The following is a 12,470-nucleotide window of genomic DNA, read 5'->3' as shown; positions in this document are numbered from 1 at the left end:
AAAGACCTTGCTGCTATGCCGCAGAAGGTCCAAATATACGCATTATTCGAGAAAATCTTTAAGCCGTTTACTGCGGCTTGGATGACGCAGCTTACGAAGCGCCTTCGCTTCAATCTGGCGAATCCGTTCACGCGTAACACCGAACACCTTACCAACTTCTTCGAGTGTTCTGGTACGGCCATCGTCCAGGCCAAAACGAAGACGAAGTACATTTTCTTCTCTTTCGGTAAGCGTATCGAGCACATCTTCCAACTGCTCTTTAAGCAATTCATAGGCCGCCGCATCAGCAGGAGCGAGTGCTTCGTGATCCTCGATAAAATCTCCCAAATGCGAATCGTCTTCCTCCCCGATCGGCGTTTCCAGTGAAACAGGTTCCTGTGCAATCTTCATAATCTCTCGCACTTTCTCAACACTGAGATCCATTTCAGCTGCAATTTCTTCCGGTGCAGGCTCACGGCCGAGTTCTTGCAAGAGTTGACGGGATACACGAATCAATTTGTTGATGGTTTCAACCATGTGCACAGGAATACGGATCGTTCTAGCTTGATCCGCGATAGCCCGTGTAATTGCTTGGCGAATCCACCATGTCGCATAGGTACTGAATTTGTAACCTTTTTTATGGTCAAATTTCTCAACCGCTTTAATGAGCCCCATATTTCCTTCTTGAATTAGATCAAGGAACAACATACCGCGGCCTACATAACGTTTGGCGATGCTGACAACGAGGCGCAAATTCGCTTCAGCTAACCGGCGTTTTGCCTCTTCGTCCCCATTTTCAATTCGTTTCGCAAGCTCTACTTCATCATCCGCAGATAACAAAGGAACTCGACCTATTTCTTTCAAGTACATCCGTACAGGGTCATTAATTTTAATACCTGGCGGTAACGACAAATCATCATCAAAACCAAAATCATCATGATCACCTTCTTCATGATCATCAGATGAGCGATGAGGCATATCTTCATCTTCGTCATTTTCATTCAGAACTTCGATCCCAAGGTCAGCTAATTGCTCAAAAAATTCATCCATTTGCTCAGGATCTTGGTCGAACGGTGACAATTTTTCCATAATATCTTTGTAAGTTAACGATGATCTCTTTTTACCTAATTCAATCAGATGGTCCTTGACTTGATCCAGCGTCAGTTCTGTTTCTATTTCAGTGTGCTGATCATTCGCCATATTTCGACTCCCTCCTCCCTAGAAACAATCCGTACTCCTACTTTTACTGTCTCTCTAGGGCTATAATCTCACTTGCAATTTGTGCTGCACGCAAAAAATCACCAGCACGTTCCGCGCGCATCATTTCTTCTTTCTTTTGCTCAATTTTTTTGAGCAGCGGGAATTTCTGGACTTCCCGTATACAATCATCTAGTACTTGAACATCAGAGTCCATCGGAATATCCATCATCGATATGGAACTTGCCGTTTTCTCTAAACGATCATCATGAAGTGATGCAATGAAGCGGCTAATGTCTGGCGGTTTGCCTTGTGCATAATAAGCATATAGATAAGCAGCAATGGCCGCATGTTCATCAATATTAAAGGCATCTCCTAGGCGTTCTTCTACATACCTTGCAGCTTCTTCATCTTGCAGCATGATCGCAAGCAATCTTCTCTCAGCCGTATGATATGCAGGCAGCAGGTTTGGAGCTGGCACCTGCCCTTTTTTATGCCTACCATTATTCCACCTTTTTGCGTTATTATCCCCATAAGGCTGCTTTTTTTGCACAGACTGCCTAATAACATTGCATTCTTGCTTTAATGTTTCATATTCAATTTGTATCTCAGTTGATAATTCCTTAAGATACACTTCCCGCTCCGTAGGGGAAGGAAGCTGCGCAATAACCTCAAGAGCTTCCCTTGCATACGCAACTTTACCGTCTTCTTCTAGCAGTATATGGTTTTTTTTCAGATATATAAGTTTAAATTTTGTAGTGGAAACGGCCCCCTCAATGATTTGATCAACAAACCGTTCCGCACCAAAATTCTTGATGTATTCATCAGGATCGAGACCGTCTCTTAAAACAGCCACCTTCACATGCAGCGCTACATTCTCAAACAAAGGTATACTCTTCAAGGCAGCAGCTTGTCCAGCTGAATCTCCGTCGTAGCAGACAATCACCTCATCCGCTAAATTTCTCATCATCGCTACATGGCTTTCCGTTAGGGCAGTTCCCATCGTTGCTACCCCATTATGCACTCCTGCTTCCCAAGCGCTGATCACATCACCGAATCCTTCGAAAAGGACGATTTGCCGCTGCTTGCGAATAGCCGTCTTAGCTTGATGCAAATTGTATAATGTACGGCTTTTGCTGAACAATTTACTTTCCGGGGAGTTCAAATATTTGGGCTGTCCTTCGCCTAATATTCTCCCTGAAAAAGCAATAACTCTACCGCTGCGATTCGCGATGGGAAACATAACCCGATCTCTGAACCGATCAATATAACCTGTTCCATCGTTACGCTGGGTTAAAAGTCCCCCTCGCTCCATCTCAGCAAGATCAAAGTTGCGTTTCGTCAGAAACTGTACCAATGTATCCCACCGATTCGGCGCGTATCCGATTTGAAACTGGTCGATCATCTTATCGGTAAAGCCCCGTGACCGCAAATATTCCATTGCAGCCTTGCCATGTTCAGTATTTTTGAGTAAGAAATGATAAAATTTAGCTGCCCATTCATGAGCTTGCAACAAACGCTCTATTTCCAAGTTCCGCGGAGCGGATTCATGACCGTCCCCAAATTGAACAGGAATATGAGCTTCATCTGCCATTACTTTTACGGCTTCAGGAAACGATAATCCTTCGATTTCCATTCTAAATTTAATGGCATTTCCACCCTTGCCGCATCCGTAACAGTAGAAAATTTGCCGCTCAGGTGTAACTGTAAACGAAGGGGTTTTCTCAGAATGAAATGGACAAAGGCCCTTCATGTACTTCCCCTGTTTGGTTAGATGAACGTATTTGGCTACTGTATCAACGATATCGTGCTGCTGTAATACCGCTTCGATGACTTCTTCCGGAATACTGCTATGTCCGGTACTCATCTTAACCACCTTCATCTCTTTTCCCACATAAATATAGTTTCGCTAAAAGTGAACATTCTCCTGCAAACAATGCAAAAGTTTTGTCAATTGTTGTTGAAAAAATGTTCGATCATCTATAGTAAATGGCTTAGGTCCTTTGGTATGCTTACCATTTCGTCTTGCCTTCGCTTGTATAAATCTGCGATCCAGCAAAAAATCAATGTTCTCATTATTATATATCTTTCCTCGAAAAGAAAGCACGTGGCAAGATTTGGACAGCGCCAGCGTAGCTAATCCATAATCTTGCGTTAGAACCACATCGCCGCGAACGATATGATTCGCGATATATAAATCAGCACTTTGGTCGCTGCGGTCGACATGAATGATGCTCACCCCTTCCTCTGCCTTAAGCAGATGATCATAAGAGGAAACGAGCCAGACGGGTACATTAAATTGCCTTCCAACGGCTGCAATTTCCGATTTGACCGGGCAAGCATCAGCATCAACCACAATACGTAATGAAAGATTACGATTCAAAAGATCACCAGATTCCTATCTGTTCATCTGTATATATCCTTCTTTATTACCAAACAAGCTTACTAAAATCCGCATACTGCTTAAGGTCACGATCGATGCTCGCAAGCAGCGCGAGACGGTTCATGCGAACCTTCTCATCTTCAGCCATAACCATCACGTTATCAAAAAATTCAGTAATGGCAGGTTTCAAGCTGGCAAGCAGATGAAGAGCCTCTTCAGCTTTTCGTTCGGACAGAGCTTGTTCATAAGCACCGGAAACAGACTTCCATGCCTCATATAGCTTCGCTTCCTCATCTTGGGCAAAAAGCTCTTGAGTAACTGTAGTAAAGGAAGCTTTAGATGCCAAGTTGCTCACACGGTTAAATGATTCAACGGTCGTCTTAAAGTCATCGGTACCCTGAACAGCCTTCATAAGCGATTGTCCGCGAGCCACGACAGAGACAATATCGTCGAACCCTGATGCTATAACTGCATCCACCACATCATAGCGTAAATCTTCGGAGAGTGTCTTCTTGACGCGAAGGCCAAAGAACTCATATAAATCTTTACGTATTTCCTCGTCAGAACGTTTCAACTCGTGGAAATTTTTATGGGCGTCAAGCGCAATTTGGAACACTTCTCCAAGAGTAATGGAAAGTTTATGTTCGAGCATCATTTGAACAATACCCGCTGCTTGACGACGAAGTGCGTAAGGGTCTTGTGAACCCGTCGGAATAATGCCAATCGAGAAAGTACCTACAATCGTATCCATTTTATCCGCAATGCTGACGATTGTACCCACCATAGACGCAGGAACGTCATCGCCTGAGAAACGCGGCTGATAATGTTCGAATATCGCTTTAGCAACCTCTTCGCTCTCTCCGGCTTTACGAGCATAATCTTCACCCATAACTCCTTGAAGTTCTGGGAATTCATATACCATTTGGGTTACCAAATCGAATTTACAAATATCCGATGCTCGGCTAACTGATTCGCTAGTCCCAGCCGATACTTGCAAACGTTCAGCAAGGCGGTCAGCAATACTGCGAATCCGGCGAACCTTATCGCCTACAGTACCTAACTCTTCATGGAACACGATGCTTTCAAGCTTAGACACAGCGTCTTTAATAGCCATCTTCTGATCTTCTTCATAGAAAAATTTCGCATCAGACAGACGAGCACGCAGCACCTTCTCATTCCCTCTAGCAATGATATCAAGGGAATCTTTATTCCCGTTGCGAACCGTTACAAAATAAGGCAGCAATTGACCTTGCTCGTTCAGCACTGGGAAGTAACGTTGATGCTCACGCATCGATGTAATAAGTACATCTTGAGGAATATTCAGGAACGACGGATCGAATGTACCGAACAGTGCTGTTGGCCATTCTACCAAGAACAATACTTCTTCAAGAAGATCGTCTTTAACACCGATTTTCCATTTTTTCTCCTCTGCTAACGCTTTGATCTGAGAAGTGATCAACTCTTGCCGTTCATTTACATCTACGATGACATACTGCTTGCGAAGTGTCTCCACATAAGCAGATGGTTCGGATATTTCTACTTCTGTACCTAGGAAACGATGTCCTCTTGATATTTTACCTGCTTTCACGCCGGCAATTTCAAGATTAACGATATCTTTTCCAAATAGAGCAACGATCCATTTGATCGGACGAACAAATTTGAAGTCATGAGCGCCCCAGCGCATATTTTTCGGGAAAGACATCGAAGTGATGACCTGAAGCAGACCTTCTGGCAAAACTTCTGCCGTCTGTACGCCGATGCGGCTTTTATTCACATAGATGTACTCTACACCGCCAACTTCTTTGAACGTAAATTGATCTGGATCAACACCTTGACTTCGCGCAAAACCAAGTGCCGCTTTGCTCCAGTTGCCGTTTTCGTCTTGTGCGATTTTACGAGAAGGGCCTTTTACTTCTTCATGAATATCTTCTTGTTTCTCAGCAACTTCTTTTACGATTACAGCAAGCCGGCGAGGTGTTGCATAAGCTTCTACCGCTGTGTAAGAAATATTCGAGTCATTCAGCCATTTCTCTGTTTTTTCTTTCATTTGGTTCATGGCTGCGCGAATAAATCTTGCCGGAACTTCTTCAAGTCCAATTTCAAACAATAGATCTTTAGCCACGTTCCACCTCTCCTTTCTTAAGCAGCGGGAATCCGAGTTTCTCCCGTTCTTCCAAATAGGTTGCAGCCACTTGTCTAGCTAGATTACGAACGCGCGTAATATATCCTGTGCGTTCGGTTACGCTGATCGCCCCCCTAGCATCCAGCAAGTTAAACGTATGGGAGCATTTCAGAACATAATCATACGCAGGAAATACGAGATGTTGATCCATCGCTTTATTTGCTTCTTCCTCGTACATATTAAATAGAGTAAAAAGCATTTTTACATCGGAAACTTCGAATGTATATTTGGAATGTTCATATTCAGGTTGATGAAATACATCGCCGTACGTAATTCCATTAACCCATTCCAGTTCAAATACGTTTTCTTTATCTTGAATATATGAAGCGAGCCGCTCCATACCGTAGGTAATTTCAACAGCGACTGGGTTCGCATCGATTCCGCCTACTTGTTGGAAATACGTAAATTGCGTAATTTCCATACCGTCTAGCCATACTTCCCAGCCAAGACCCCACGCGCCTAGCGTCGGTGCTTCCCAGTTATCTTCAACAAAACGGATATCATGCTGAAGCGGATCGATACCTAGACGTTTCAAGCTTTCCAAGTACAATTCTTGAATGTTGTCTGGTGATGGCTTCAAAATAACTTGAAATTGATGGTGCTGATACAAACGATTCGGATTCTCCCCGTATCGTCCGTCAGCAGGTCTACGGGATGGTTCTACATAAGCGACATTCCATGGTTCAGGACCAATAGAACGAAGATATGTCATTGGATTCATTGTGCCTGCGCCTTTTTCCGTATCATAGGGCTGGACAATTATACAATTTTGTTCGGCCCAAAACTGTTGCAGCGTCAATATCATCTGCTGAAAGTTCATCGGCTAAAAACCCCTTTGCATCAAAATATTTATTCAGGAGATGGACGACAAAAAAACTCTCATCCTTACGCCTGAAGTGATTCAGACGTAGGGACGAGAGTATATTCCCGCGGTTCCACCCTACTTGATTACGAACATTTCCGATTCATCACGAAAAATGCCGCAATCCACTTTTTCACGTTCAATACCATGCTCCCGAGTGCCATATTTCATGGATCTATCTTACTGGGCTTACACCGTCCCCAGCTCGCTACAAAGCATTAATCCATTACTTTCTCGTTCACAGCATGTCTCAATTTTGAGAAACTTACAATTTATAATATAAAATTTTGTTCAGTAAGTCAAATATCATATTTATCCAATTGATCAATAAAATTTCGCGACTTTAAATGAAGCCCCATCTGCATATCCATAAAATCGCGCATCACTTTTTTCAGTTCCGCTTTCGTTTCATCCTTCACATCGATATTACCAAGTCGCCGTAGATCTATTTTGGCAAAAAGTTGCAGCAGCTTTAGTGTTCTTGGAGATACCGTGTAAGATGCCGGGTCGTGATGCTTGCATGACTGGCACAATACGCCGCCAAGGCGAGGGCTGACTTTAAATTCGTCGCTCTTTCGTCCGCATGATATGCACTGTTCAAGCTCTGGGCCATAACCTGAAGCCTGCAAAATTTTCATTTCGAAAATGTGTATGACCACGTGAATATCTTTGCTCTCTAGAAGAGAATCCAGACAAGCTTTAAGCTGATGAAACCAAAAAGCACCGATTTCTTCATCGTGAAGGCCGCGGTCTACGAGCTCACAAGCGTATGAGGCGTAAGCTGCCTGCTCGATATTCTCACGCAAAGAATGATAGGATTCAAATATTTCACCGGCATTCAATGTTCCAAGTCCATTGCCATTTCGAAAAAAAACATATTGTCCGTAGGTAAAAGGCTGTGTTAATGCGGCATGCCGACTTTTCACCTTTTTTGCTCCACGAACTAACACCCCTACTTTGCCGTAGTTTTCGGTGCAAAGCGTAATGATTTTGTTCCCCTCGCCGTAGTCCATGCTGCGGATGACAATCCCTTCCACCCTGTATAGCATGTCTCTTCCCCCAATATTTGTTCCATGATGAGCGCATCAATCTGCTTCTTCATCGACGTTCATCTCTTCTGCTGCAGCTGCCTGCTCAGCCGTATTCTCATTGTCGGTCGCTAGTTTATACAACAAGTAAGCATCGACATCTCCAGTCATCGCAAAATACTTCCACGAAAAATCTCGCATACGTATTCATCCTTTCTTCGGAAATGACGCCTGCATCTTTACGAAAATAGGATGTGCTAACGGAAACGTTCTATGCGTTGCAATAACTGGCAGGAAAGAGAAAATCGAGAGACAATCTAGGCATCGCGATGAAATCCGAGATCACGTAAAACCCGCTCTTGATTACGCCAGTCTTTCTTCACTTTTACCCACAGCTCCATAAAAATTTTAGAACCGAGCAATTTTTCAATATCATGGCGCGCTAACTTGCCAATTTCTTTAAGCATCGCGCCCTGTTTGCCGATGATAATCCCTTTTTGCGAATCTCTCTCGACAAAAATAACGGCCGAAATATAAACAACTCCGTTATCCTGCACCCTCATATCTTCAATCGTCACCGCTATAGAGTGCGGCACTTCTTCACGAGTTAAATGCAATATTTTCTCACGAATGAGCTCTGCAACAACGAACTGCTCAGGATGGTCTGTGACTTGATCCTCAGGATAGTACTGCGGACCTTCCGGCAAATATTTCGTAATTTGCTCGATCAGAGTAGATACATTATTGCCTAGTTTTGCAGAGATTGGGACAATTTCAGCAAAGGAATACAGTTTGCGATACTCCTCAATAAGCGGCAATAAATCTTCAGGCTGAACTTTATCAATCTTGTTCAGCACAAGAATGACTGGTGTTGAAATACGCTGAAGCTGCTCAATAATAAAGCGGTCACCTCCGCCAATTCCTTCTGAAGCATCAACTAAGAAGAGAACAGCTTCGACTTCGCCGAGTGTACCAAGCGCTGTCGTATTCATATAGTCGCCGAGCTTAGACTGGCGTTTGTGGATTCCTGGAGTGTCCAGGAACACAATTTGTGTATTGTCAGCGGTATACACACCGTGTATTTTGTTACGGGTTGTTTGCGGTTTATCGGACATAATCGCAATTTTTTGTCCGATGACTTGGTTCATTAAAGTTGATTTACCGACATTCGGTCTGCCGACAATCGCAACAAAACCCGATTTAAACTTAGATGTACTCATACATTCCTCCGTTATTTCTTCTCCAAATCCGATGGGCCGAAGGCACCAGGTAAAAGATCGCGTACCGTCGTCTCCAGCACATCGCCTTTCATATTGCCTAATATGACTGGCATATCTGGACCGCACAGTTCGATCATAACTTGGCGGCATACGCCGCAAGGCGAGATGGGATGATCTGTATCTCCAATTACGGCAATAGCTTTAAAGCTTCCTGGTTGATGACCGTCGGCAATAGCGCGAAATATGGCTGTTCGTTCCGCGCAATTGGTAGGTCCAAAGGCAGCATTCTCAATATTGCAACCGTGATGTATCTGTCCATCGGCATCTAAGAGCGCTGCACCTACGCCAAAGTGAGAGTATGGAATATAAGCCTTGCTGCGGGCTTTCTTAGCTTCATCTAATAAAGAATGATAACTCAAATTTCATACAGCTCCTTTTATAATGTAACGGTATCTACGGATTCATTCAGCTATTCATCCATCCAAACCAAATGAATACCGGTTTATAAAAAATAATGATGCCGATGAGAACAGCGAAAATTGCAGTAACAAGTACTGCGCCAGCGGCTGTATCTTTAGCAATCTTCGCTAATGGATGCGGGTTAGGAGATATAAGATCCATGGCAGATTCCACTGCTGTATTCATCAATTCGGCGGCGATGACGACGGATATCGTCAGCAGCAGCACTAGCCATTCACCCCAAGATATATGGAAAAAGGCAGCGGCACCTATTACAAGCACCGCCATGATCAAATGTACTCTTAAATTCCGCTGCGTTTTCATACTGTACCATATACCCTCAAAAGCATGTCCAAACGTGCTAATCCACGATTTCCTAGACATTATCTCGTTAATCCCACCTGTGCAAGGACCGCTTCTTGTTTAGACATCATCTCAGCCTCGCTTTCTTTATCTTGATGATCATATCCTAGCAAATGCAGAAAGCCGTGAACGAATAAGAAACCAAGCTCTCTTTCAATAGAGTGTCCGTATTCCTCACTTTGTCTCTTTGCCGTAGGAATCGAAATAATAATGTCACCTAGTACGTCTGTTATTTCCGCAAGTTCACTTTCGTCTTCTACTTCATATACAATATCGAGCTCTTCATCTAGCGACTCAACCATAGAGAAGGACAGAACATCTGTAGGGCGGTCGATTCCCCGATACTCACGATTCAGCACGTGAATCTGCTCATCATCGACAAACATTAGGTCGACTTCACCTTCCAAGATGCCTTCTGCTTCTCCTGCTTTTTGTAAAATCGTTTCGAGCAATGAAATTAGTGATTCGCTAATTTCAAAATCGTTCTGCTCATTGCTCCATACCAGCTGCAAACTCATACTGCGACAGCTCTCCTTTATTTGTACGTTTGTATTTTTAAGATTTCTTCATTTCGTCAGGATATTCAATACGCGAATGGAATATCCCCATTACCGATTCTTTCAAAGTTTGAGCAACAATATCAAGCTCTTTCATTGTGATGTCACATTCGTTAAACTGATGATCATCCAGTCTGCTCTTAATAATTTTCTCAATCATCGACTCTACTTGATCCACCGTTGGATTTCGAAGTGAACGAACCGCCGCTTCCACACTATCTGCAATACCCACTACAGCCGCTTCTTTGGACTGTGCTTTAGGACCTGGATACCGGAAATCATCCTCGGTAAAGTCCGGTTCAATTCCCTTCTCCTCCGCTTGTGTGAGCGCTTTATGATAGAAATAATGCAGCAATGTCGTGCCATGATGCTGCTCAGCAATGTCACGAATTGGCTTCGGTATTTTATAGTCCTTGAGCATTTCAACCCCATCGCGTGCGTGGGCAATAATAATTGATTTGCTCAGCTTCGGATCAATAGCATCATGCGGATTCTCAATGTTCGTCTGATTTTCGATGAAATAGCTGGGCCGCTTCGTTTTACCAATATCATGATAGTAAGAACCGACACGACATAATAAACCGTTAGCACCTATCGCCTCTGCGGCAGCTTCTGATAAATTGCCTACCATGATGCTGTGATGATAAGTGCCTGGCGTTTCCGTTAGAAGCTTTCTAAGCAGCGGATGATTTGGATTGGACAGTTCAACCAGCTTTAATGCAGACAGAATGCCAAAGGTCCCTTCAAAAAATGGCATTAAACCAATAACTAAAATCGCCGTCAACAACCCGCCGGCAAAAGCAAATCCAACCGAATACAAGAAACTTGTCTGATCCCATTGTCCCGATCCAATAAGCATAAGTGCTACTACGGATAAGGAACCGAAAAGGCATACCATAATGGCTGCTTTCAAAATGCTGGAACGTTGACTGGCGCGGTGTATGGCAAAGATCGAAGCAAAGGAGACGACAACCGCAAAAAATCCATAATAGAAATCAAATATTTGCCCTTGTCGTACATTCAAAATAATACTTGCCAATATACTAATGACGATTGCGCATACAAATGCAATAGACGAATCCAGCAGCAATGTAATGAGCATAACACCAATAGAGGCAGGTGCTACGTAGCCTATTCCAGGGCGACTCTCAGTCTGCAACATGCTGACCAAATACATCGAAATTAAAGTAATTGCAAAAATCATAACCAGCATAAGAAGCTGTGAATTGCTATACTTAAATTGCTTGCCTTGTGTACCGGATTGTCTTATATACATGAACAAACCGAACGTAAGAATAAACGAAAAAATGAACAAACCGAACTCCGGCCAGTAATTTACTTCATTCTGAAGCAAATCATTTTCATCCAAGAGCGTATAAATTTCCTGGGTAATGATCTGACCTTTCTTAACGAGCACATCACCCTTCTCAATATACACCGTAGGTGTATTCTCACGCGCTAACACTCTTGCCTCTTTCGTAGCTTCCTCGTCATAGAACTTATTCGCAGTAATGACAAGGCGAGCTAATTCCTGCACGACTTCCCTTGAAGTTCGTTGACTTAGAGAACTGGTACTTACGAGCTCGGCAACTTTAGCTCTAGCCGTCTGTGCATCTGTAATCTGGTCATTCATAAGGCGCGACACAATTTCCCTTGCAACCGGCTTCATTTCCTGAATATCTTGAGAAGAAAGCCTTGGCAATTTGATGTACGTTTCCTCAGGAATACGATATTTCTGCTCTTCAATCCGCTTGCTCATTTCCTCTAGCAACGTTGCAGAATATACGCCTGAGTTGCGGTTGCTCTGAATAAAATTGTGCACAAAATCATCGAATCTTTGCGGAATCTCTTCCCTATAAATCGAAACTTTATCGCTAGTCGATACTTGATCATCCTGATTAAGCCGTTCAATGCGATCTAGTATCTGCACAATTAAATTCTCGTTGCGCATTAGAATGATCGTATACATTGGCTGCACGCGTGCCGCCGCTTCCTCTTGAGCTTGCAAAGTCGCCTTTGTATTTGGAATTTGCTTCGGCGCTACGATTTCCTTATCACTAGGAATTCCGACTTTGATGTCATATCGCTCTGGAAGGAGCTTTGGTGCCAGAAATAAATAAAACAGCAATATTAAAATGAAAAACAAAGCATAGCGTGTCTGAACGCTGTGCTTCCATCCGCTTGCTTTTTTATGTTTTAATTTATGTTGTGACACATCTTTTGAGGTCATAGAGACAATC

Annotated in this window: 12 protein-coding genes and 1 other annotated feature; all 12 genes read right to left on the bottom strand. The window is 43.3% G+C overall.

The features are described 5' to 3' along the window. Positions 1-42 precede the first annotated feature (42 nt). Complete coding sequence (rpoD, locus tag J2Z20_RS01410; protein ID WP_209844632.1) at positions 43-1,179, bottom strand: RNA polymerase sigma factor RpoD; 1,137 nt, start codon at positions 1,177-1,179, stop codon at positions 43-45. A gap of 43 nt (positions 1,180-1,222) precedes the next feature. Beyond that, positions 1,223-3,043, bottom strand: coding sequence for a DNA primase (gene dnaG, locus J2Z20_RS01405; RefSeq protein ID WP_209844630.1), 1,821 nt, complete (start codon positions 3,041-3,043; stop codon positions 1,223-1,225). 42 nt (positions 3,044-3,085) lie between these two features. After that, positions 3,086-3,559, bottom strand: coding sequence for a YaiI/YqxD family protein (locus J2Z20_RS01400; RefSeq protein ID WP_209844628.1), 474 nt, complete (start codon positions 3,557-3,559; stop codon positions 3,086-3,088). 46 nt (positions 3,560-3,605) lie between these two features. Beyond that, positions 3,606-5,681 (bottom strand): glycine--tRNA ligase subunit beta, encoded by a 2,076-nt coding sequence (glyS, locus tag J2Z20_RS01395; protein WP_209844626.1) that lies wholly within the window; start codon positions 5,679-5,681, stop codon positions 3,606-3,608. After that, a complete protein-coding gene (gene glyQ / locus J2Z20_RS01390) occupies positions 5,674-6,561 on the bottom strand; it encodes a glycine--tRNA ligase subunit alpha (protein ID WP_209844624.1) in 888 nt (295 codons plus the stop codon). Before glyQ ends, glyS begins: the two co-directional genes overlap by 8 nt. Positions 6,562-6,647: 86 nt before the next feature. Then, positions 6,648-6,854 (bottom strand) — a binding site (T-box leader). A 48-nt stretch (positions 6,855-6,902) separates the two neighbouring features. After that, a complete protein-coding gene (gene recO / locus J2Z20_RS01385) occupies positions 6,903-7,652 on the bottom strand; it encodes a DNA repair protein RecO (protein WP_209844622.1) in 750 nt (249 codons plus the stop codon). Between the two features lie 36 nt (positions 7,653-7,688). Then, positions 7,689-7,832 carry a YqzL family protein gene (locus J2Z20_RS01380; protein WP_209844620.1) on the bottom strand — a complete coding sequence of 48 codons (144 nt, stop codon included), beginning with the start codon at positions 7,830-7,832 and terminating at the stop codon, positions 7,689-7,691. A 116-nt stretch (positions 7,833-7,948) separates the two neighbouring features. After that, positions 7,949-8,851, bottom strand: a complete 903-nt coding sequence (gene era, locus J2Z20_RS01375; protein ID WP_209844618.1) for a GTPase Era — start codon at positions 8,849-8,851, stop codon at positions 7,949-7,951. 11 nt (positions 8,852-8,862) lie between these two features. Further along, a complete protein-coding gene (locus J2Z20_RS01370) occupies positions 8,863-9,270 on the bottom strand; it encodes a cytidine deaminase (RefSeq protein ID WP_209844616.1) in 408 nt (135 codons plus the stop codon). 46 nt (positions 9,271-9,316) lie between these two features. Continuing rightward, entirely contained in the window at positions 9,317-9,694 is a 378-nt protein-coding gene (locus J2Z20_RS01365) for a diacylglycerol kinase family protein (protein ID WP_209844614.1), read from the bottom strand. Further along, the gene (gene ybeY / locus J2Z20_RS01360) at positions 9,694-10,191 is read right to left on the bottom strand and encodes an rRNA maturation RNase YbeY (RefSeq protein WP_209844612.1); all 498 of its coding nucleotides are present in this window, start codon (positions 10,189-10,191) and stop codon (positions 9,694-9,696) included. The genes J2Z20_RS01365 and ybeY overlap by 1 nt, the downstream gene beginning before the upstream one ends. A gap of 37 nt (positions 10,192-10,228) precedes the next feature. Continuing rightward, positions 10,229-12,460, bottom strand: coding sequence for an HD family phosphohydrolase (locus J2Z20_RS01355; protein ID WP_209844610.1), 2,232 nt, complete (start codon positions 12,458-12,460; stop codon positions 10,229-10,231). Positions 12,461-12,470 lie beyond the last annotated feature (10 nt).

The sequence above is a fragment of the Paenibacillus sediminis genome (assembly GCF_017873765.1).
In the GTDB taxonomy this organism is placed as follows: Bacteria; Bacillota; Bacilli; order Paenibacillales; family Paenibacillaceae; genus Paenibacillus_AG; species Paenibacillus_AG sediminis.
Note: the sequence above shows the minus strand (reverse complement) of the source record. Positions and strands in the feature narration are given on the sequence as shown.

Coding starts and splice junctions, on each gene's coding strand:
- rpoD (WP_209844632.1), bottom strand. CDS start 1,179: ATGGCGAATGATCAGCACACTGAAATAGAAACAGAACTGACGCTGGAT.
- dnaG (WP_209844630.1), bottom strand. CDS start 3,043: ATGAGTACCGGACATAGCAGTATTCCGGAAGAAGTCATCGAAGCGGTA.
- glyQ (WP_209844624.1), bottom strand. CDS start 6,561: ATGAACTTTCAGCAGATGATATTGACGCTGCAACAGTTTTGGGCCGAA.
- recO (WP_209844622.1), bottom strand. CDS start 7,652: ATGCTATACAGGGTGGAAGGGATTGTCATCCGCAGCATGGACTACGGC.
- J2Z20_RS01380 (WP_209844620.1), bottom strand. CDS start 7,832: ATGCGAGATTTTTCGTGGAAGTATTTTGCGATGACTGGAGATGTCGAT.
- era (WP_209844618.1), bottom strand. CDS start 8,851: ATGAGTACATCTAAGTTTAAATCGGGTTTTGTTGCGATTGTCGGCAGA.
- J2Z20_RS01365 (WP_209844614.1), bottom strand. CDS start 9,694: ATGTCTAGGAAATCGTGGATTAGCACGTTTGGACATGCTTTTGAGGGT.
- ybeY (WP_209844612.1), bottom strand. CDS start 10,191: ATGAGTTTGCAGCTGGTATGGAGCAATGAGCAGAACGATTTTGAAATT.
- J2Z20_RS01355 (WP_209844610.1), bottom strand. CDS start 12,460: ATGACCTCAAAAGATGTGTCACAACATAAATTAAAACATAAAAAAGCA.